This window comes from Salmonella sp. 2020_1459 (assembly GCF_043847915.1).
GTDB lineage: Bacteria > Pseudomonadota > Gammaproteobacteria > Enterobacterales > Enterobacteriaceae > Salmonella > Salmonella enterica.
The window spans coordinates 57,476-80,117 of sequence record NZ_JBCMFA010000003.1; the positions used below are offsets into that span (position 1 = coordinate 57,476).

Sequence of the window (22,642 nt, forward strand, 5' to 3'; positions counted from 1 at the left end):
GCGGCAGCGCAATGACAATATGGCGGCTGAACCCAGCGTGTGTCGCCATATCTCATCTTTCACCGATAAGGAGGCTTAATGCCCGCGACTCATTCCCCCATGCCCGCTCGTGCCTGGATAGTTCGCCTTGCCCGCGTGTGTTGGGAACGTAAAACACTGAGCATCATTGTCATCGTAGCATCAGTATCGACCATTTTACTGGCTGCGCTGACGCCGCTAATAACGCGTCAGGCCGTCAATGACGCGATAGCAGGCGATACGACCCACCTGCCGTTACTTGCCTGCGGCCTGCTGTTAATTGCCCTTTTTGATTTTATCGGGAATTACGTGCGCCGCGGCTATGCCGGAGAACTCTCGTTGTGGGTTCAGCATACGTTACGTAGCCGTGCGTTCGACAGTATTCAAAAACTGGACGGCGCAGGCCAGGACGCCTTGCGTACCGGGCAGGTCATTTCGCGTACCAACAGCGATCTTCAACAGGTACACACCTTGCTACAGATGTGTCCGGTGCCGCTGGCGGTGCTCACTTACTATGTGGCCGGTATCGCGGTGATGCTATGGATGTCGCCATCCATGACGCTTATCGTGATTTGCGTACTGGCCGCCCTTGCTATTACCGCCCTGCGCGCCCGTCGCCGTGTTTTCGCGCAAACGGGGCTTGCCTCAGACCGGCTGGCGCACATGACGGAACATATGCGCGAAGTATTGGAACAGATCTCAGTGGTGAAGTCCTGCGTGGCGGAGTTACGCGAAACGCGTTGGCTCGATGGTCAGTCGCGGCAGATGGTGCGGGTACGCATCGGCGCCGCTATCTCGCAGGCGATGCCGGGCGCAACCATGCTGGCGCTACCGGTGATAGGGCAAATCGTCCTGCTGTGCTATGGCGGCTGGTCGGTAATGAATGGGCGCATCGATTTGGGAACCTTCGTTGCGTTCGCGAGTTTTCTCGCTATGCTGACCGGCCCTACCCGCGTACTGGCATCGTTTTTGGTTATCGCACAGCGCACACAGGCGTCGGTGGAGCGCGTCTTCGCGCTTATCGACACGCGTTCTCGCATGGAAGACGGTACTGAGTCGGTTGAAGGTCAGATTATCGGGCTGGACGTGGAGAAGATGAGTTTCCACTACGACAACGGTAACCGTATCCTCAATGAGATCTCGTTTTCCATTCACGCCGGTGAAACCGTGGCAGTGGTTGGCGCCTCCGGCTCCGGAAAATCAACATTGCTGATGTTGCTGGCGCGCTTTTACGATCCTACCTCCGGCGGGGTGTGGCTCAACACCACTGCGGGCCAACAGAATATTCGCGACCTGAAACTGACGGCGCTTCGTCGTCGCGTTGGCGTAGTTTTTGAAGACGCGTTTCTGTTTGCCGGTACGGTGGCGGAAAACATCGCCTATGGGCACCCGCAAGCGACTCAGGACGACATTCGACGCGCCGCCGATGCCGCAGGCGCCAGCGGGTTCATCAATGCGCTACCGCAGGGGTTCAACACCCGACTGACCGAACGCGGAAGCAACCTCTCCGGCGGCCAACGCCAGCGTATTGCGCTAGCCCGGGCACTGATTACCGCGCCGGAACTGCTGATTCTCGATGACACCACCTCGGCGGTCGATGCCGGTACTGAAGCGGAAATTAATACGGCTCTTGGTCGTTATGCCGATAATGAGCATATGCTGCTGGTGATTGCACGCCGCCGTTCAACACTGCAGTTAGCCGATCGGATCGTCGTACTGGATAAAGGCCGCGTCGTGGATATCGGTACCCAGGCGGAGCTGGATGCAAGGTGTCCGACGTTTCGCTCGCTGATGAGCGGCGAGGGGGATTTTCTCGCCCTCGCCCCGGCGGAACAACGTGAGCTATGGCCAACAACGCAGGCGGTAAAATCCGACGACGCGCATGAGCGCCAGACACCCGCTGGAAAAGGTTTTGTCGACCGAATGACGCGCGTTCCGGAACGCGCCGTACAGATGGCGCTGGCAGGCCACGGGCGTCAAGTCTCATCGCTGCTGACGCCAGTAGCCTGGATGTTCGTCATTGCCGCCCTGCTTATCGCGCTTGATTCCGCCGCAGGCGTTGGCGTGCTGGTGCTTTTGCAGCGCGGTATTGACTCAGGCGTTGCCGCAGGGGATATGTCGACTATTGGCATATGCGCTCTGCTCGCGCTGTGTCTGGTGGCGATTGGTTGGTGCTGCTATGCGCTGCAAACGATCTTCGCCGCCCGCGCGGCAGAGTCGGTACAGCATACGGTACGCTTACGCAGCTTCAGCCACCTGCTACGCCTGAGTCTTCCCTGGCACGAGAAGCACATCGACTCGCGTCTTACTCGCATGACCGTCGACGTTGATTCACTCGCCCGATTTCTGCAAAACGGTCTTGCCAGCGCGGCCACCAGCATCGTGACGATGGTCGCTATCGCCGCGGCAATGTTCTGGCTTGACCCCATTCTTGCGTTAACGGCATTAAGCGCCGTACCTGTAGTGATACTGGCGACGTGGATTTACCGCCGTTTGAGCTCGCCTGCCTACGCCCAGGCACGGCTGGAAATTGGTAAGGTGAACAGTACGCTTCAGGAAAAGGTCTCCGGTATGCGGGTAGTGCAGTCACACGGTCAACAGAAGCAGGAAGCCGCCAGGCTACGGGCGTTATCAGACAACTTCCGCGCCACCCGCGTGCGGGCGCAAAAATACCTTGCTGTCTATTTTCCGTTCCTGACCTTCTGCACCGAGGCTGCCTATGCCGCCGTGCTTTTAATCGGAGCGACCCGGGTCGCCGAAGGCGAAATGACGCCCGGGATACTGGCGGCGTTCTTCCTGCTATTGGGACAATTTTATGGCCCGGTACAGCAGTTGTCAGGCATTGTTGATTCCTGGCAGCAGGCGACCGCCAGCGGCAAACATATCAATGCGCTATTGGCGACTGAGGAAACGGAGAATATTGAACCGTCCTCCATAACGCCTGGCACTGGCGGCGCGCTACGTCTGGAGGCATTGACATTCCGCTATCCCGAAAAAACGCAACCTGTGCTTGATAATCTCTCGCTCACCATTCCGCCAGGAACGGTAGTCGCGGTGGTCGGACGTAGCGGCGCCGGCAAATCGACGCTGATCAAGCTGCTGGCCGGGCTCTACTCTCCCGGCAGCGGGCAAATCCGTGTCGGTGAGCGCCTAATTGATGCCGCGTCGCTTAGTGATTATCGTCGCCAGACGGGGCTGGTCACTCAGGATGTCGCATTATTTAGCGGCGATATTGCCGAAAATATCCGCTATTCGCGGCCAGACAGCAGCGACACGGAGGTGGAGATCGCGGCGCGACAGGCGGGACTCTTTGAAACTGTGCAACATCTGCCGCTGGGGTTTCGTACTCCGGTCAATAACGGCGGCACGGATCTGTCCGCGGGCCAGCGTCAGTTGATTGCCCTCGCGCGCGCCCAACTGGCACAGGCGCACATTCTGCTGCTCGACGAGGCGACAGCACGTATCGACCGCAGCGCCGAGGAGCGCTTAATAACCTCGCTTACCGGAGTGACGCATACCGAGAAACGCATCGCGCTTATCGTCGCGCACCGACTGACCACCGCTCGCCGCTGCGATGTTATTGTCGTAATCGATAAAGGATGTATCGCTGAATATGGCAGCCATGAGCAGTTGATAGCGGCTCATGGCCTGTATGCTCGTCTGTGGCGGGCCAGCGTCGGCCAGACACGCGATACGCAAGGAGAGGTCGTAGGATAGTTTTTATCGCCACGATTTACGCAAAAGAAAGCCCGCAAGCGGCTGTTCATGTAACAGCCGCTTTAGCTATTGATACTGACCGAAATATAAACGAGATGGAATACAAAGAATGAGACTGAGCCCGCCCGTCGCTCCTGTCGCTATACAGACCGCTACGCGCCTTCGCCGTCAACTCGCTGCCGGAAGCCAGGTTGACGCTTCTCACTTCTGGCGAGAAGTAAACTCGCTCGCGCTGCCGCTGGTGACAGCCATTAACGGCGCAGACGATGAACGGGAAGTCACCTTCCTGTGGCGTGCCGCCTCTCCTCTGCGGGGGGTTTATGTTCGCCTGAACCGTGTCACCGATAAAGATAACGTGGCGAAAGGTATGATGACGCAACTGCCCACAACGGATATCTGGCATCTGACGCTTCGCTTACCGGCGTCCTACTGCGGTTCCTATACGATGGTCGAAATACCACCAAAAACCCCGGACGAGACGGTGTTGCAGCTTGGAAGCCGTTTCGCCTCCCTTGTCGGGAAGGCGGACCCGCTGAACAGCACGCCGGGAATAAATGTTCGGGGCAATGCGCAGGAGTCCGTTCTGGCGTTGGATCATGCCCCGGCACAGGAGGAGTGGTCAGGCTGTCGCGCTTACGCCGGGCAGCTTTTCACCTCAGAGCATCGGCTCGCCGGACAACGTCGCCATGTGCGGCTGTATCTTCCTGACGTTCCTGTCGTACAACCGCTGGGCTTACTGGTACTCACGGATGGCGAGATCTGGTTCGACCATCTTGGGGTAAGCGCCGCCATTGACGCCGCCATCCGCAGCGGACGCATCGCGCCGATGGCCGTACTCGGCATTGATAACATCAACGCGCGCGAACGAGTCGCAATCCTCGGCGGTCGCCGCGAGCTGGTGCTCGACATTGCCGAACGCCTGCTGCCAACCCTTCGCGCCAAATACCCGGAACGGCAGTGGGCGGACCGTACACAAACGGTGCTGGCAGGGCAAAGCCTCGGCGGCGTGACCGCGCTGATGGCGGCCCGCCACGCGCCAGAGAGCTTTGGCCTGGTACTGAGCCACTCCCCCTCAATGTGGTGGACGCCGGACAACCGCAACCGCCCGAACCATTTCAGCGCAGAAGAGCGCTCATGGGTCAGCGAACATGTGTTATCCGCGCCCTCGCCAGCCGTACGTACGCATCTGTGCGTGGGATCGCTGGAAGGTTCGACGGTCCCGCAGGTCAAACAGTTGCATGAAAAATTGCGCGCCGCCGGCGTTGAAAGCCATTGCAGCGTGTACACCGGCGGTCACGATTATGCCTGGTGGCGCGGCGCGCTGATTGACGGATTACGTCTACTGCCCCGATAAAACTTCACCTGCCAAAAAGGAATCACATCCGATGTATGGTCGCCAGTACCACAACAAGTGCTATCGCATGGCGCTATTTTTAGTGAGTTTTTGTTTTAGCGCGCTGAGTTATGCGCAGCCGGATATGCAGCCATTAGGACCGAATATTGCTGATAAAGGTTCGGGATATTACCATTTTAGGGTCAATGACTTTCAATCTGCCGATGGCGCAAGACATTACCGGGTATGGACCGCTATTCCCAATAAAGCCGCCCCGCCGTCGGGTTATCCTGTCTTATATATGCTGGACGGCAACGCAGTGATGGACAGACTGCCGGAGACGCTGCTCAAACAGCTGGCAGACCACTCGCCGCCGGTGATTGTGGCGATTGGCTATCAGACTAACCTGCCGTTTGATCTTAACGGCAGAGCTTATGACTATACGCCGGCGCCGGGAATCGATCGCGATGACAGTGAAAATAACCCGCGTTTTCATCGTAAAACCGGCGGCGGGCCAGCGTTCCGCCAGCTACTGGAGAGACATATCGCGCCGCAGGTGGAACAAGGAATAACCATCAACTCCGAACGGCGCGGGGTATGGGGACATTCTTATGGCGGCCTGTTCGTTTTAGACTCCTGGCTGTCGTCATCCTTCTTTCATATCTATTACAGCGCCAGCCCGTCACTCAGCAGGGATAACTTTGTCCTGTTGAATCGCCTTACGACAGTGAAGCCGTCGCTGTTCTGCCATAAAAAACTCATCATAATGGAAGGTTCAGCGTCGAATGGGGATAGCAGGCAACGCCAGATGGCCGAGCTCCTACAAAAAGTTCAGGAGACCGTGAGAACGCTTGAGAACAACGGCGTTAACGCGGCCCTGCAGCATTACCCGGGCCTGGGCCACGGGCCCATGTTTAACGCCTCTTTTCGCAGTGCATTGCTGGATATCAGTCGCGAACCGGCAAGCCAAAAACCACGCTGCCATTAACCCGCCGCCAGAATATGCCCGCCAGCGGCGGGCATAATCCATCAAAACGAGGCCGTCACACCGGCATAATAAGCCCGCCCCGGTTCGTTATAGGTATTTGCCCCTTCGGCGGAGCGATAGATCTGTTTATCGAAGATATTGCTGATACCGACATTAAGACGCAGGTTCTTATTGATATCGTAGTTAACGTTAGCGCCGACCAGTGAGTAAGCCCCCAGCGCTTTCCCGGACAATCCTTTGGTCTCTTCACTACGCGACTCCGCATGTGTTCGCGGTTTTTGCTTGCCGTATAACGTCCAGTTGACGTTAGCGGAGAGCGCGCTGGTGATAGTCCAGTCGAGGAAGGTATTCACCGTATATTTCGGGATTATCGATAAGGGATTGCCGGTATCTTTTTGCTCAGAAGCAATCATATAAGTCGCATTGGTATTCCAGTTCAGACGGTCCGGCATCAGCGGAACAGTCATGCTGGCTTCAATACCTTCAATCAGCGCCTTACCGCCGTTCTGCCATTGCAATACATAAGCGCCAGATGCGCTTCTGCCAATAATTTTATCACCTGCGACAATCTTATTCTGATAATCGTTACGGAAATACGTGACGCTTGCGTGGTAATCGTCTACGGTAAATTCCAGCCCGATCTCTTTATTGATGCTAATTTCAGGATCGAGGTTCTTATTACCGACCAGGTAACAGCCGCCCGACGTAATATCTTTTGGACAACCGTTGCCTTTCGAATAGAGTAAATACCCCTCACTGGTTTGATACAAGTTCGGTGCCTTAAAGGCACGGGCAATACCGGCTTTCACCTTGACGTATTCACCTAACTCCTGGGAAAGGTTAAGACTGGGACTAAAATTACTCCCGGATTCGCTCAAATAGTCAAAACGCAGACCCGGAATAATATTGGTACCGGCCATGGGTTCGATATTATCTTCAACGTACAGCGCACTGATTTCCGATTTATTTTTGCTGCTACGGTTAGCCGCCGAACCGGAAATCCCGGCGATATTGCTATCCTTAACCGTCAGACTGGTAGAGGAAGGATCGTTCAGCTCATCGCGGTTCCACTCCGCGCCGACGGTGAGCGTTTGCTCAAATAGCCATATCACCGGGACATTCACCTCGCCGCTGGTGCGATACGAGGTCAGGCGGTTAGTGGTGAACGTCTGGTCGTTGGTAATACGCCCCTCGCCGCCGCCGGAGAGCCCCTCATTCATGCGGGTGTTATCGGTTTTTTCATAGTAGAACCCCAGGCGGCTTTGCCCCCAGTCCCAGATGCCGTTATGAGTTAGACCGTAATTCTGCCGGTACAGGCGATTGGTCTCCCGCCCGGACTGCGCCAGACTTTTGGTAACCGCGTTTGAAGTACTGTTTTGCGTATCGCCAGCATAAATATTCCCCTGCCGACTATATCCCGCTTCAAAATCAAGGATTTGCTGCGGGGTCATTTTCCATGAGAAGACGCTATTAATATCTTTATTGGTGACCCCCTCCCGTCCGGCGGCATTTTTGGTACCGGCGGAGGAGTTAATATCCCAGCTATCGGCATCGGTTCTGTTGAGATTACCGTACAGGCGCATCGTCAACGTATCTCCAGCCAACGGGCCGCTAAGGCTAAAGTTACCCCGCCGGGTGTCACCTTCTTTGCTGCTTTCCGGCTGGTTGGTATAGAGCGACAGCGAACCGTGCCAGTCATTAGTGGGGCGTTTGGTGATGATATTCACCACCCCGCCTGCGGCACCGGAGCCATAGCGCGCGGCGGCGGGCCCACGGATCACTTCAATACGTTCTACCATCTCCGGCGGCACCCAGTTCGTATCGCCACGGGTGTCGCGTTCTCCGCGCCAGCTATAGCGAACCGAATTTCGCGACGTCACCGGCACGCCGTCAATCAGCACTAAGGTATTTTCCGGCCCCATACCACGAATATCAATTTGTCGGTTATTTCCGCGCGTCCCCGAGGCGCTATTGCCGGTAAGATTAACCCCAGGCATCTTACGAATAATATCGGCAAGATCGTTAACGGGAGGATTCTTTTGAATATCGTCACGAGTAATAATCGAAACGCCCGGCTGTTGCTTTAATACTTGCTCGGCGGTGGATTCAACCACCATCGTTTCGCCGTTGTCGTCAGTAGATTCTGCTGCTGATAATGGACTATTAACCCCTGTAGAAACCACGGTTATTAACCAGATGAACTTCTTAACTCTCATACCCATTCCCTAAATAATGTCTAAAGTAGCGCTGTTGCCCTCAAGCTCACATCCTTGCCAGATTACGGCTATATAGTAATTATTATCATATGCTAATGATAATAATTATCATTCAATTAAGGAAAAGGCAATCTTTCGACCACAAAAATCTGGTAATAAAAAAACGGAAACGGGATTTTGCAATATGACTCTCTGTCCGGGCTCCGCTTTGCCAGTAAATCCGGGAAGGGGGGCAGAATGCGCCTACTGAACGGAGGTTTTACAAAACAGAAATAGATAAAATAAAACTATTTTTCAGATCGTTAATCACAAGAAACACCCAGGTAAGATGGTATAGCACGGTTCAGGGTTCACCGCCGCTTCCCTGCCGACGGCGAACCGTTCTTACAGTTTGCCAGCGACTTTCCGTCTGGGTAATGGTGGGATCGGATACGATTGTAGTCATTCGATATATGACGATGAAAGTGATGTTGGCGCCAAAATACAAAGCGCCTGGTAATATTTATCAGGCGCTTTGCAGACTGAAAACCATCAAACATCGGTTTCTCGTTCCCTAGGATCTACCGGGAAAAATGGCAACCCACAGTTAGTGGATTTTACTGTCGGGTCTTGCCAGGGATGTTGTGTTACCCCCAGATCTTTTAAAAGACCTCGTAACAGCACTAACTCGCTGGGTGTCATTTTTTGCTTTGATTCACCCCCTTTAGGTGGACGAATATCCTCCTGACTAGTACATGTAACACAATAACCTTTTAACTCTATCCATTTAGGCGCGGGGGGGCCCTTAGGATCGGGAGGCGTCGGGCTGGCAACGCACGAACAGGCACTTATACATCCAGGCATAACGTTTTCCTTTTCAAACAATTCGCTTTAGTTGGAAGTTCTACTTGAGAAAATAGGAATGGTTATTCAGATATTTTTACCGTCGCATACTCCTGTAATAATAAAAGATACTGTAAATAATTTACTCTCAGCTACTATTCAGTAGCAGATTGTTATTCTTACATTGCTTTTATTTCAGGTTTACGTCAAAAAGGGCTAAATATTTTCACTATAAAATTCGTTAAAGAGTGTTTGTGTACTTGTAGACATTGTGGCGTCTTCGGTACGCAAATGGGTTAGTGTACAATCTTTAAAACAGGTATTGTTTAAATTAGCCTCAGCCAAATCAGCCCCGTCCAGGTTCGTAGAAATGAAACTCGCCTTTCGCAGATTTGCCCGGGTTAAGACAGCGTCTTCCATAATTGCAGCCATTATAGTAGCACCCTGTAATGTCGCACCGCTCATATCAGCACGTATAAGGGTTGCGCCTGAAAGATTAGTGTGATCCATATTTGCACCGGAGCAATTACATTCTATCATGCTACAGCCTAACAGACTCGCGTGTTGTAAATTGGCGCCAGTAAGATTAGCGTGATCGAGGGTAGCGCCACACATAATGCTATCTTCCAGACAGGCGTTCTTGAAATTACTGTCGCCTAGTGATGTTCCCGATAGATTTGCGCCCTTAAAATTTGCACCTTCACAATCCGCCATAAACAGCACTGCCCCCTCTAAATTTGCGCCGCTTAAGTCTGCGTCACATAAATTTTCTGACGTCAGATTTGCTCCGGTAAGGACAGCGCCTTTAAGATTCATGCCTCCCTGGGCAGTTAATATTACAGAATCCTGAGGGAGAGAAAATTCGCATCTGAATAGTAAAGCTCGACATATTTTTTCAAAAGAGACAAGCGGAATTTCTCTTGTCTCAGAATGGTCGCCTTTACTGACTCGTACAATAACTTGTCCAGCTTCGTTATTCTCACCAGGAAGATTAAATTCGACACGACACCCATCCATATCATCCAGGATGATGTTTTCTGGCAACGGAGCACCTCTGTCAGGCATTGTACTTTTCAATGTCTCAGCCATAGTCTCTATCAATTCCTGATATTGTGTTTCATTTCTCCGACGTATCCCACCACAGGTAAAAAAGTTAATGATATATTCCAGAATGGTTTTGGGCGAGGTAGCTTGCCGCATAGCAGCAGAAGTCCCCGCGCCAAAAGCAGATTTAGCCATACCAGCCAGACTATCGAGTGAACGCTCCATATATTTTCTCCCAGAGACAGCAACACAGTGCATGATAAAATTTATCATATAGATTTGCATTTAGAGATAAGGTGAATACCCCCTTTACGTCTGGTTACATAATAACGTATCACGACGCGTTGCTGTCTGGCTTACACAATAGCAGCCAAATAAATATATTGGCTTATACTCGTCATACTTCAAGTTGCATGTGCTGCGGCCGCGTTCCCTCACCCCAGTCACTTACTTTAGTAAGCTCCTGGGGATTCGCTCGCTTGCCGCCTTCCTGCAACTCGAATTATTTAGAGTATATAACATCATTTAAAATAATAAACACGGCATTCGTTTTAATACTACGTTCTGGACTCATCCCACTCATTAGCAGAAAACCTATTAAAAAGCGTGTTCAGGCGTTTTATTACCGCCATTGATAAACTGTTTAACAACATCGTCTGTACAGACCTTCTTCGTTGCCTTTACGTTTAACTCAATCAGGCTACCGTCTCGGTTATAAGTCTATCGAGTAGTAGAGCCGTAGTATGACGATGCAGCAAAGTGATATGGAAAGATATAATCCATTATTAATGTTAAAAGAAGTCATGGCGCAGACGCCTTATCGCCATAAACGCTGGGGAGAGCGTAAGTTTCGCTATAAATTTTTATTACGTTGCCTTATTAACCCCGTAACGACAATTAAATACTTCAATGAATTATGCCATCTGTCTCAGCCCAGAACGCTGATTATTCATCGTCCACTGTTGCCGGCAAAAATCCAGCGGCCCTATTTGTATACCGGGCTTAGCATACGTTGCCGGGCAAAAGCTATTCTGGAACACTACCAGTTCGTTCAGTCCTTTCCGGAAAGTAAAATTAAAAAGATCCTCCTGTCCGAGGAACAAATCTTACTCGCTCACCTGGAAGGAAAAAACGACGCTCTGGTAGATATCTACTGCGGTCCCTGTGGCTATGACAGAGAAGGTGAGCTGACATTAACGCTGTGTTTCAATGATACGCCGTTGGCACGTTTATCATTTTCCTTTATCCGCCATGAAGGGAAGCAAATAGCGCTGGTTGCCGGGTTACAAGGGCCCAGTAAACATGTCGGCCCACAAGTCATACGTAACGCCACCAAAGATTGTTACGGTCTCTTTCCTAAACGGATGCTGTATGAAGCTTTTGCAACATTGATGCAGGCCTGTAATGTCGACGAGATTTATGCGGTAAGTGAAAACAACCATGTTTATCGTCAACTCCGGTACTTATTCCAGAAGAAAAAAACTTTTGTGGCCAGCTATAGTGAATTCTGGGAGTCGCTAAACGGCGTTAAGAAAGGTGCCTTATATCATCTGCCATCACAGGTGATGCGTAAAGCGCCTGAAAGTATCCCCAGCAAAAAACGCGCAGAGTATCGGAAACGCTATCATATTCTGGATACAATAATACAAGAGGTTAACAGCCTCTCCCGGTAGAACTATTTCATACGCGGATGTGCAGATCCTGCTACCGTTCAGCGGATCTCTTTGAAATCTGTATCGCTACTGGATGGTTAAATACAGAATGGCTTGCGAGTGAAAAGCGCGGTATTAAACCGTCGCTTTCACTCATGTTATGATCAACATCTTAATCTTATTCCCTTCACCATAACGTCATCGATTAGCATGTTAACCATTAAATACAAGCTAAACATTTGTCACATTTTTATTTGGTTAAGCAAAAAAATAATACAAAATAGCATTTTCAGTAAGCTAAGTCAGGAGTTTTGGTGAAAATACAAGAAGTTAAGCGTATATTAACCCGCTGGCAGCCGTCTTCCTTTACCCTATACCGGGAGGTGTTTACGCAATACGGCGGTAGTATCAATATGCACCCAGATATTGTTGATTATTTTATGAAGCGCCATAACTGGCATTTTAAATTCTTCCACTATAAAGAAGATGATAAGATTAAAGGCGCCTACTTTATCTGTAATGATCAGAATATTGGCATCCTGACGCGCAGAACCTTCCCGCTATCGTCAGATGAGATACTTATTCCGATGGCGCCAGATTTACGCTGCTTCTTGCCCGATCGTACTAACCGACTTTCGGCGTTGCATCAGCCACAAATACGCAATGCCATATGGAAACTCGCCAGAAAGAAACAAAATTGTCTGGTCAAAGAAACGTTCTCTTCTAAGTTTGAAAAAACACGCCGTAATGAATATCAGCGGTTTCTTAAAAAAGGCGGAAGTGTAAAAAGCGTTGCTGATTGTTCTTCTGATGAACTGACTCATATTTTTATCGAGTTATTTCGGTCTCGTTTCGGCAATACTTCATCCTGCTATCCCGCTGATAACCTTACCAACTTTTTTAGTCAACTGCATCACCTTCTGTTTGGGCATATTCTTTATATTGAAGGGATACCCTGTGCATTTGATATCGTACTGAAATCTGAAAGCCAGATGAACGTCTACTTTGACGTATCTAATGGTGCAATTAAAAATGAGTGCAGGCCACTCAGTCCCGGCAGCATACTAATGTGGCTAAATATTAGCCGTGCCAGACATTACTGCCAGGAAAGACAAAAAAAATTGCTTTTTTCCATCGGCATACTAAAGCCTGAATGGGAATATAAGCGCATGTGGTCGACCCCCTATTTTACCGGAAAATCGATTTGCTAAAAAGAAAGCCTGGACGTAAATATGTTTTTTACGTCCAGATTTTTCATAAATCCTGATGAACTGATAAAAAACGAAAATTTAATCAGAATTTAAAAAATAAGTTAACCACCATATAATCATAATGACAATTACTCGAAATTCACTTACACTATACTCGGTTTTATGGAATTGATTAACACGGTATGTTACAGATAACGTGCTAAAAAGCGTGCAGCGGTTATACATTTTCATATGTGTGTGTCATTAACCTGGCGTCAGGAACAGATGATGATGACAACTACCCTTTTATCTCTTCTGGCCTGGCATACCGTCAGTAGCTTAAAGGAGTAGCCTTGCTTTATGGCATTACAAAAATGCGGGTGGGGTCTATGCTCAATGTATACGTTATTTGTAACAACGCTCTTGTGCATAAACAATACGTTATTGCCAACAGCACTGAACGGGTACAGTGGTTCTTGCTGACAACAGGCTTAAAGATCGCCTTAACACGGGATACCTGATAACTGGATTATATTATGACACATGCAGACTGGCTGATTCTTGGGTATACAACTGTTATTATTATTTTTGGTATTGTATGTTATATCGGATTGCTTAAATTGATAACGAAAGGCAAGCATGAAAAATAACGCACTTACCGGGAAGAATATACTCTCAGGAGATAAAATGCTTCGGCAATGATATGACACCACTGCCGAAATGCTATTTTTAAAGAAATCAATCAGGTATTGAGGGTGATTTTATCATAGCCGCGCCAGCGATAATTCAACAACGAGAGCAGCCAGAATAGCACAAAAGCACCCACTACCCAGAAGCCCACATTCCCCATATGATCGTTAAGCGTGCTGACGGTCTGCCAAAATGTTCCGCTTAACTGTAACGCATCATCAATCAACCCCAGCGCCTCAAGTCCGCCAATCGCCAGCGCGACAATGACGGATGCGGCGGTAATGGTCATATTATAATAAAGCTTACGTAATGGATGCGAGAAAGCCCAACCGTAAGCGCCGACCATGACAAAGTTATCCAGGGAATCTACCAGCGCCATCCCGGCGGTAAACAGCACAGGAAAAATCATCATTGACCAGAGAGATAGCCCCTGGTTAGCTGCTGAAGCGGAAATGCCCAGCAACCCAACCTCGGTTGCGGTATCAAATCCCAGACCAAACAGAAAACCGACAAAATACATATGCCAACTGGAAGTGACCAAACGAAACGTACGCTGAAATATACGCGTCATCAGCCCGCCAGGTATGGCCTCGTCATGCGCCCTCACTGACTCGCCGCGGGTAACCGAGCGAAATTGCCGCCAGACGTTGAACAAAATAAACAGGTTAAGCAGGGCCATCGCCAGCAGAAAAAAAGCGGAAACAGCCGTACCAATCAACGAACCATATTGATGCAAAACATCAATACGATCGCGAAATGCCATCGACGTCACAACAATCGCCAGACATGCCAGAACAACAATGGTCGAATGACCCAATGAAAAAAACGCCCCCACGCCTAAAGGCGTTTTACCCTGCTGCATCAGTTTACGGGTGACGGTATCGATGGCTGCGATATGATCGGCATCAACCGCATGACGCAGCCCAAAGCTATACGCCAGTATGGCTGCGCTTAGCATGACGGCATGGTGATGAAAAACACAGAACGCCCAAATCCAGGCCAGGATGTTAACACCGACAAGAAAAACGGTTAATGCTATTCCCCGTCGTTTAGTATGATTATTCATGCCCCTGCACCCACTATATTTTTAATTAACGCTACGGTTTGTAGGGGGAATGTATGATTATTTGATTAAAACGTCACACCTCAAGATGCGACTTTTTGTAAACGTGCTTTACCGCTGACACATTTGTGCGCATTACTGCGGGACAAGGCTTAAAAAGCGTATCCGAACGTATAACCCTCCCAACGCTTCGCTACGGGAAAAATGGGGATGAGTACGGTGCAGGCGTGCGATATCATTGACCAAAGCCAGACCAATGCCCGCCCCGGCCACATTTCCTACGTTATCGAGCCGGTGGAACGGCTGTAGCGCCAGATGGATGTGTTCATCATCAATACCGGGGCCGCTATCTTCGACAACCAGCGTCACGGCATCGCCATCCCGTTCAAGCCGCGCGGTGACGATGCCTTGCTCAGGCGTGTATTTCAGCGCATTATCCAGCAAGTTTCCGCATAGCTCGCTAAGCAGTACCTCATCCCCCTCGATCCACATCGCTTCCTGTTCGCCTTCGTAGCCCAGGTCGATATGTTTACTGCGCGCCTGCGCCAGACGGGTAAAACAGCCGCTCTGTACGATATCGTACAGATTCACCGGGGAAAAACGCCGCTCGCCCTGCTCTTTATGCTTTACCGCAGAAAGTTGCAACAATCTTTCCGTGAGCTGAATGGTGCTATCCAGCGTTACGCTCATCGCCTGCAGACTTTCGTACCAGTGATGAGGGTGCTGGCTGGCTAACGCCACCGCCGCCTGCGTTTTTAACACCGCCAGCGGCGTTTTTAACTGGTGAGAAGCATCGGCGCTAAAGCGTTCCTGCCGGGAGAGGATGCCGCGGAGCCTGTCAATGTAGCGATTAAACGCCACGATTAACAAGCGTGTTTCCGACCACGGCAGCAGTTCCGGCAGCGGCGTTAACAGACCCGGTTCGCGGCGTACCATTAATGACGAAAGTTGACGCATAGGACGTAGGATCCGGCGTAATAACCAGCCAACCAGCACCAGGGTCAGCAACACCAGCAGACCCTGTGAGATCCAGGAAGAGAACAGCAGTTGGCCCGCCAGATAACGACGGGACTGCAGCGTCTCTGCGACATAAATCTCCGCCATGCCGATAATGCCGCCTTCGTTGACCGGCTGTAGCAAACGCGCCACGCGGATCGCCTCGCCGCGATACTCGGTATGATAGAACCACGCCAGCGCCGGATAAAGCCGGGTACGGGGCGTAGCGGGCGGCATGGCAGGCAGATCGTCATAACCGGAAATGACCTTTCCGGAAGGGTCGACGACTTTGTAATAGAGTCGATCATTCATATTAAGCTCGAAGCTATCCAGCACCACCCAGGGCACGTTAACTTCCAGATGGTTATTGCGCACCACCAGCCGTTCCGATACCGTTCGCGCCGAGGAGAGCAACGTACGATCATAAGCCTGAGTGGCGGCCTGTAGCGCATTGACATAACTGTTAAACGCCGACAGCCCCCATAGCAGAATCAGCGGCAACCCCAAGAACAGTAAGAGTTGCAGGTACAACGATTGCGGCTTAACCCACTTCATCGCCGCGCTCCAGCACATAACCCAGGCCGCGCAGCGTCGTAATTCGTACATCGCTTCCCTGGAGTTTTTTACGCAGTCGATGAATATAAAGTTCGATGCTTTCAGGGCTTACCTCATCGTTCAGGCTGAACACCTGTTCAAAAAGCTGCTGACGCGAGACCGGCCGCGTTCGTCGGTACATCAATACGGTTAAGAGCGCCTGCTCACGCGGCGTCAGCGCTAACGGCTGTCCCTGTAACAGAAAATACCCTTCATCATGAAAGATCAATTCCCCCAGTTGCTGAACTTCATGAACCTGCCCAGCGCTGCGTCGCAGCAAGGCCCGTAAACGGGCATCCAGCTCTTCCAGTTCAAAGGGTTTCGGCAGATAGTCATCCGCGCCGACGTTGAGACCTTTTACGCGATCCGCCACCGCGCTTCGCGCCGTGAGCAACAAAACGGGCAAGGTCTGACCGCGTTTACGCAGCCGTTGCACCACCTCCAGTCCATCCATTCCCGGCATATTGATATCCAGCACCGCCAGCGCGTACATTTCACTGTGCAGAAGATGGTCAGCCGCCAGGCCGTCAAATACGCAGTCCACGGCAAAGCCGTTTTGCACCAGCGCTTTCTCCAGCCAGTGAGCCAGCTCACGGTTATCTTCCGCCAATAAGAGACGCATATCACATCCTGTAAAGTTTCTGCCGCATTGAAAGGGAATTGAAAGGTTATTGTTTTAACAATCACGCAACCGAACTGCTACATGTCGGCTCACATAATCACAAAAATCTTCTTCCGAACCTGAAAAATCCGGACGTCCGGCGTGAGGATAAAAAATGAAAAAACAATTACTTCGTACCCTTACTGCAAGCATTTTATTAATGAGTACCTCTGTTCTGGCACAGGAGGCGCCGTCGCGAACGGAATGTATCGCGCCAGCCAAACCTGGCGGCGGTTTCGACCTCACCTGTAAGCTGATTCAGGTGAGTTTGCTGGAGACTGGCGCTATCGAGAAACCCATGCGGGTAACGTATATGCCCGGCGGCGTCGGCGCTGTGGCTTATAACGCGATAGTCGCCCAACGCCCTGGCGAACCCGGGACAGTGGTCGCCTTTTCCGGCGGTTCGCTGCTCAACCTGTCGCAGGGGAAATTTGGTCGCTACGGCGTGGATGATGTGCGCTGGCTGGCAAGCGTGGGCACTGATTACGGCATGATCGCCGTGCGTGCGGATTCCCCGTGGAAGACGCTGAAAGATCTGATGACGGCGATGGAAAAAGATCCCAACAGCGTGGTCATTGGCGCTGGCGCCTCTATTGGCAGCCAGGACTGGATGAAGTCGGCATTGCTGGCGCAAAAGGCGAACGTCGACCCGCACAAGATGCGCTACGTTGCCTTTGAAGGCGGCGGCGAGCCGGTGACGGCATTAATGGGCAACCATGTTCAGGTTGTCTCCGGCGATCTCAGTGAAATGGTGCCTTATCTGGGCGGCGACAAAATCCGCGTGCTTGCCGTCTTTTCAGAAAATCGTCTGCCGGGCCAGCTTGCCAATATCCCTACCGCTAAAGAACAGGGCTACGACCTGGTGTGGCCGATTATTCGCGGCTTCTACGTCGGGCCCAAAGTCAGCGAGGCCGATTACCAGTGGTGGGTGGATACCTTCAAGAAGCTTCAGCAAACCGACGAGTTTAAAAAGCAGCGCGATCTGCGCGGCCTGTTTGAGTTCGACATGACCGGCCAGCAGCTCGATGACTACGTGAAAAAACAGGTTACTGATTACCGTGAACAGGCGAAAGCCTTCGGACTCGCGAAATAATCGCGGAGGCAATGATGAGCGATCGTATCTTTGCGGGTATCTGGCTGTTGCTCTGTATCGCCGGGCTATTCATCGCCTGGCAGATCCAAAGCGAATACAGCTATGAACCCGTCGGCCCCCGCCCTTTTCCGCTGGGGATTATCGGCCTGATGGCGCTCTGTGCGCTGGCGCTGTTATTGCGCCATCCCGACACGGTGAGCTGGCCGCGCCGCCATGTTCTGCAAAAGCTAATTACCATGATCATCATCCTGCTGATGTATGCCTGGGGATTCGAATGGCTGGGTTTTCCCATCGCCACCGCGCTTCTCACCATGGTTATCGGGATGCTGTTCGGCGCCACGATTCCGGCGGCGGGTATCTCCGGCGCGGTATTAGGTATTCTGCTGTGGTATGCCTTTGACCGGCTGCTTGATGTCACCTTACCTCTCGGCGCCTGGCTGAGTTAACGGAGCAACGATGGATACCTGGATATATCTTTCTCAGGGTTTTGCGGTGGCGATGACGCCGGAAAACCTGGTTATCGCGTTGATTGGCTGCTTCGTGGGCACGATCGTCGGTCTGCTGCCGGGCCTGGGACCGATCAACGGCGTGGCAATCTTACTGCCGCTGGCCTTTGCGTTGCATCTGCCTGCGGAGTCGGCGCTAATTCTGCTGGCGACGGTGTACATTGGCTGTGAGTATGGCGGCAGGATCTCCTCCATATTGCTCAACGTCCCCGGCGATGCGGCGGCGATCATGACGGCGCTGGACGGTTACCCAATGGCGCAGCAAGGGAAAGGCGGCGTAGCGCTGTCGATTTCCGCAGTCAGCTCATTTTTCGGTTCATTAATCGCTATCGGCGGCATCATTCTGTTCGCCCCTTTACTGGCGCAATGGTCGCTGGCCTTCGGTCCGGCGGAATATTTCGCCTTAATGGTTTTTGCCATCGCCTGTCTTGGCAGCATGATGGCGCAAAATCCGCTTAAATCATTTCTGGCAGCGCTGATCGGTCTTGGCCTTGCGACCGTCGGCGTGGACGCCAACACCGGGGTTTATCGCTTTACCTTTGACAGCGTTCATCTTTCCGACGGCGTACAGTTTATCGTCGTGGTGATCGGCCTGTTCTCGGTATCAGAAATACTTTTAATGCTGGAACATACCAGCAGCGGGCAAACAATGGTCCGCAAAACGGGTCGAATGTTATTCAACCTGAAAGAAGGCGCGCAGTGTATCGGCACTACCCTGCGTTCTTCGGTAATCGGCTTTTTTGTCGGCGTATTGCCCGGCGCCGGGGCGACCATCGCCAGCGCCATTACCTATATGACCGAGAAAAAACTCAGCGGCAACAGCGATAGCTTCGGCAAAGGGGATATTCGCGGCGTCGCGGCTCCGGAGGCGGCAAACAACGCCTCTGCCTGCGGCTCCTTCATCCCGATGCTGACGCTGGGCGTTCCCGGTTCCGGCACTACGGCAGTGATGATGGGGGCGCTGACGCTGTACAACATCACGCCAGGCCCGGCGATGTTCACCGAACAGCCGGATATCGTCTGGGGACTCATCGCTGCGCTGCTGATTGCGAACGTGATGCTGCTGATCATGAATATCCCGTTGATCGGTCTGTTCACCCGTATGCTCACCATTCCGCTGTGGTTCCTGGTACCCGCCATCGCTGCCGTATCGGCGGTAGGGGTGTATGCGGTACACAGCACCACCTTCGATCTGGTGCTGATGGTCGCACTTGGCGTGTTAGGGTACATTTTACGTAAAATGCACTTCCCCATGTCACCGCTGATCCTGGGATTCGTACTGGGGGAAATGCTGGAGCAGAACCTGCGTCGCGCACTCTCCATCAGTAACGGCAATATGGCGATTTTGTGGCAAAGCGGCGTTGCCAAAGCCCTGCTGCTCATGGCGATCATGGTCATTGTCGTACCGCCAGTGTTACGTCTGATCCGTAAACACAGCCGTAAACCGCAGGTTGACGCCGGTTAATTGACTGCTGAAATACGTTGTACTTGTCCGGCCTACGCGCTCATGTGCCAGGCCGGGCAACCCCGCCAGCATCACTCTCCCCATAACTCGCTCATTTTACACCCCTTCTTGCCGTTGTCAGGCTCGTGGCGCCGTTAACCTCACCTTTCGCATTGTTAAATATTTGTTGTTTTTGATCACAATAATTAAACAAAAACGGTTATTTCATACGCGTTCCTGGAAAATGTCGATATTTTTAATTTATGGCTACGAAATGAGCATCGCCATGTCTCCCTGACCATCTACCGAGAGGAATGATTCTGATGAATGCACTGACTGCCGTAAAAGCGAACACAGATGATTTAGCCCAACGCCATATTGGTTTCACTCTTGCCCCTTCGGCGCAGTCGCCGCGTCTGCTGGCGTTAACGTTTACGGCGGATACCACAAGACAATTTCTCCATCAGGTCGCGCAGTGGCCGGTGCAGGCGCTGGAATACAAATCTTTCTTACGTTTCAAAATCGGCAAGATCCTCGACGATCTGTGCGGCAATCAGCTACAACCGCTGTTGATCAAAACGCTACTCAATCGTGCACAAGGCGCGCTGTTGATCAGCGCCGAAGGGATCGATGATGTCGCACAGGCAGAAGAGATGGTCAAACTGGCGACGGCGGTGGCGCATCTTATTGGTCGCTCCAACTACGATGCGATGAGCGGCCAGTATTACGCGCGTTTCGTGGTCAAAAACGTCGACAACTCCGACAGTTATCTGCGCCAGCCCCACCGCGTAATGGAACTGCACAATGACGGTACCTATGTTGAGGAGGTGACCGACTACGTATTGATGATGAAAATCGACGAACAAAATATGGAAGGCGGTAACTCGCTGCTGCTGCACCTTGATGACTGGGAACATCTGGAGTCGTTTTTTACCCATCCGCTGGCGCGTCGCGTCATGCGCTGGGCGGCGCCGCCAAGCAAGAATGTTAGCCATGACGTCTGGCACCCGGTGTTTGATGTCGACCAACAAGGCCGCCCGGTCATGCGTTATATCGACCAGTTCGTCCAGCCAAAAGACTTTGAAGAAGGCGTCTGGCTCAGCGAGCTTTCAGACGCGCTGGAAACCAGTCAAAACATCCTCTCCGTACCGGTACCGGTCGGCAAATTCCTGTTGATTAACAATCTGTTCTGGCTACATGGACGCGATCGTTTTACGCCGCATCCTGACTTGCGTCGCGAACTGATGCGCCAGCGCGGTTACTTCGCCTACGCCGCCAGCCATTATCAAACTCACCAATAAGCGCCACGGCGAAGGAATTACGCGGATGTATGATTTTGTGATTATCGGCGGCGGCATTATCGGCATGTCGACCGCCATGCAACTTATTGATGTCTACCCGGATGCGCGCATCGCGTTGCTGGAAAAAGAGTCCGCGCCAGCCTGCCACCAGACCGGGCATAACAGCGGCGTGATCCATGCCGGGGTGTACTACACGCCCGGCAGCCTCAAAGCGCAGTTTTGTCTGGCAGGCAATCAGGCGACCAAAACCTTTTGCGATCAAAACAACATCCGCTACGACACCTGCGGCAAAATGTTGGTCGCCACCTCGGAGCTGGAAATGGCGCGGATGCGCGCGCTATGGGAGCGGACGGCGGCCAACGGCTTAGAGCGCGAGTGGTTAAGCGCGGCGGAGCTGCGTGAACGCGAACCCAATATCATTGGCCTGGGCGGGATTTTTGTCCCTTCCAGCGGGATTGTCAGCTATCGCGATGTCGCGACGGCCATGGCGAACCGCTTTCAGGCCAAAGGCGGCGAGATCATCTACCATGCCGAGGTCAGCGCGCTAACAGAACATGCCGCTGGCATTGTTATTCGCACCTCGCAAGGTCGGGAAATAGAAACCGCTACGCTTATCGGCTGTGCAGGGCTGATGGCGGATCGGCTGGTCAAAATGCTGGGCGTGGAGCCCGGTTTTATTATCTGCCCTTTCCGCGGCGAGTACTTTCGTCTGGCCCCGCGACACAACCGGATCGTTAACCATTTGATCTACCCGATCCCCGATCCGGCAATGCCGTTTCTCGGCGTCCATCTTACCCGCATGATCGATGGCAGCGTCACGGTCGGGCCGAATGCGGTGCTGGCGCTTAAACGCGAAGGCTACCGTAAGCGCGACGTTTCCTTCACCGACACCCTGGAGATTTTCCGCTCCGCCGGCATTCGCCGCGTACTGCAAAATCATCTGCTTTCCGGACTGGGCGAGATGAAAAACTCGCTGTGCAAAAGCGGCTATTTGCGGCGAGTACAAAAGTATTGCCCCAGCCTGACCGTCAACGATCTCCAGCCCTGGCCGGCAGGCGTGCGGGCGCAGGCGGTTTCGCCGGACGGCAAACTGATTGATGATTTTCTGTTTGTCACGACGCCGCGTTCCATTCACACCTGTAACGCCCCCTCCCCGGCGGCGACATCAGCGATACCTATCGGCGCTCATATCGTCAGCAAAGTTCAGGCGCTACGCGAAAGCCAGAGCAACCCCGGACGTACGCTGCGTGCGGCACGCAGCGTGGACGCATTACACGCCGCATTTACCCGTTAACCCTTCAGACAGGAAGCAAT

At 52.2% G+C, this 22,642-nt stretch carries 16 protein-coding genes; 10 read left to right on the forward strand and 6 right to left on the reverse strand.

What is annotated here, in order from left to right; translation table 11 throughout:
- The first annotated feature begins 78 nt into the window (after nucleotides 1-78).
- The 3 genes from iroC to ACH0VJ_RS08740 all read left to right on the forward strand — a co-directional run bounded on the left by iroC (nucleotide 79) and on the right by ACH0VJ_RS08740 (nucleotide 6,056).
- Nucleotides 79-3,735, forward strand: a complete 3,657-nt coding sequence (gene iroC / locus ACH0VJ_RS08730; protein WP_001111812.1) for a salmochelin/enterobactin export ABC transporter IroC — start codon at nucleotides 79-81, stop codon at nucleotides 3,733-3,735.
- A gap of 109 nt (nucleotides 3,736-3,844) precedes the next feature.
- On the forward strand, nucleotides 3,845-5,089 hold the full coding sequence (locus ACH0VJ_RS08735) for an esterase family protein (protein WP_001239950.1): 1,245 nt from the start codon (nucleotides 3,845-3,847) through the stop codon (nucleotides 5,087-5,089).
- A 31-nt stretch (nucleotides 5,090-5,120) separates the two neighbouring features.
- Entirely contained in the window at nucleotides 5,121-6,056 is a 936-nt protein-coding gene (locus tag ACH0VJ_RS08740) for an alpha/beta hydrolase (RefSeq protein WP_000274363.1), read from the forward strand.
- A gap of 41 nt (nucleotides 6,057-6,097) precedes the next feature.
- Here the strand turns inward: ACH0VJ_RS08740 and ACH0VJ_RS08745 are convergent, their stop codons facing one another.
- The 3 genes from ACH0VJ_RS08745 to pipB2 form a co-directional block, all read right to left on the reverse strand.
- Nucleotides 6,098-8,272, reverse strand: a complete 2,175-nt coding sequence (locus tag ACH0VJ_RS08745; RefSeq protein WP_001532079.1) for a TonB-dependent siderophore receptor — start codon at nucleotides 8,270-8,272, stop codon at nucleotides 6,098-6,100.
- A gap of 531 nt (nucleotides 8,273-8,803) precedes the next feature.
- The gene (locus tag ACH0VJ_RS08750; protein WP_077907576.1) at nucleotides 8,804-9,136 is read right to left on the reverse strand and encodes a hypothetical protein; all 333 of its coding nucleotides are present in this window, start codon (nucleotides 9,134-9,136) and stop codon (nucleotides 8,804-8,806) included.
- A 174-nt stretch (nucleotides 9,137-9,310) separates the two neighbouring features.
- On the reverse strand, nucleotides 9,311-10,363 hold the full coding sequence (pipB2, locus tag ACH0VJ_RS08755) for an SPI-2 type III secretion system effector PipB2 (protein WP_001667622.1): 1,053 nt from the start codon (nucleotides 10,361-10,363) through the stop codon (nucleotides 9,311-9,313).
- Nucleotides 10,364-10,881: 518 nt separating this feature from the next.
- Here pipB2 and ACH0VJ_RS08760 point away from each other — a divergent pair.
- Together ACH0VJ_RS08760 and ACH0VJ_RS08765 are read left to right on the forward strand one after the other, a co-directional pair.
- Nucleotides 10,882-11,811, forward strand: a complete 930-nt coding sequence (locus tag ACH0VJ_RS08760) for a VirK family antimicrobial peptide resistance protein (protein ID WP_000178732.1) — start codon at nucleotides 10,882-10,884, stop codon at nucleotides 11,809-11,811.
- Nucleotides 11,812-12,104: 293 nt separating this feature from the next.
- Nucleotides 12,105-13,001 (forward strand): antimicrobial resistance protein Mig-14, encoded by an 897-nt coding sequence (locus tag ACH0VJ_RS08765; protein ID WP_000701511.1) that lies wholly within the window; start codon nucleotides 12,105-12,107, stop codon nucleotides 12,999-13,001.
- 721 nt (nucleotides 13,002-13,722) lie between these two features.
- Here the strand turns inward: ACH0VJ_RS08765 and ACH0VJ_RS08770 are convergent.
- From ACH0VJ_RS08770 to tctD, 3 genes are all read right to left on the reverse strand, one after another.
- Entirely contained in the window at nucleotides 13,723-14,736 is a 1,014-nt protein-coding gene (locus ACH0VJ_RS08770; protein WP_001059351.1) for a HoxN/HupN/NixA family nickel/cobalt transporter, read from the reverse strand.
- Between the two features lie 132 nt (nucleotides 14,737-14,868).
- Nucleotides 14,869-16,284 (reverse strand): sensor histidine kinase, encoded by a 1,416-nt coding sequence (locus ACH0VJ_RS08775; RefSeq protein ID WP_000872338.1) that lies wholly within the window; start codon nucleotides 16,282-16,284, stop codon nucleotides 14,869-14,871.
- Nucleotides 16,271-16,945 carry a transcriptional regulator TctD gene (tctD, locus tag ACH0VJ_RS08780; RefSeq protein ID WP_001237934.1) on the reverse strand — a complete coding sequence of 225 codons (675 nt, stop codon included), beginning with the start codon at nucleotides 16,943-16,945 and terminating at the stop codon, nucleotides 16,271-16,273. The genes ACH0VJ_RS08775 and tctD overlap by 14 nt, the downstream gene beginning before the upstream one ends.
- A gap of 154 nt (nucleotides 16,946-17,099) precedes the next feature.
- Here tctD and ACH0VJ_RS08785 point away from each other — a divergent pair, with 154 nt between their 5' ends.
- The 5 genes from ACH0VJ_RS08785 to lhgO all read left to right on the forward strand — a co-directional run bounded on the left by ACH0VJ_RS08785 (nucleotide 17,100) and on the right by lhgO (nucleotide 22,622).
- Complete coding sequence (locus tag ACH0VJ_RS08785; RefSeq protein WP_000744414.1) at nucleotides 17,100-18,077, forward strand: tripartite tricarboxylate transporter substrate binding protein; 978 nt, start codon at nucleotides 17,100-17,102, stop codon at nucleotides 18,075-18,077.
- Between the two features lie 11 nt (nucleotides 18,078-18,088).
- Nucleotides 18,089-18,523, forward strand: a complete 435-nt coding sequence (locus tag ACH0VJ_RS08790; protein ID WP_001574835.1) for a tripartite tricarboxylate transporter TctB family protein — start codon at nucleotides 18,089-18,091, stop codon at nucleotides 18,521-18,523.
- Between the two features lie 10 nt (nucleotides 18,524-18,533).
- A complete protein-coding gene (locus ACH0VJ_RS08795; protein WP_000382036.1) occupies nucleotides 18,534-20,048 on the forward strand; it encodes a tripartite tricarboxylate transporter permease in 1,515 nt (504 codons plus the stop codon).
- A 302-nt stretch (nucleotides 20,049-20,350) separates the two neighbouring features.
- Nucleotides 20,351-21,328 carry a glutarate dioxygenase GlaH gene (gene glaH / locus ACH0VJ_RS08800; RefSeq protein WP_000993090.1) on the forward strand — a complete coding sequence of 326 codons (978 nt, stop codon included), beginning with the start codon at nucleotides 20,351-20,353 and terminating at the stop codon, nucleotides 21,326-21,328.
- Between the two features lie 25 nt (nucleotides 21,329-21,353).
- Complete coding sequence (gene lhgO, locus ACH0VJ_RS08805) at nucleotides 21,354-22,622, forward strand: L-2-hydroxyglutarate oxidase (protein WP_000271905.1); 1,269 nt, start codon at nucleotides 21,354-21,356, stop codon at nucleotides 22,620-22,622.
- The last annotated feature ends 20 nt before the right edge of the window (nucleotides 22,623-22,642 follow it).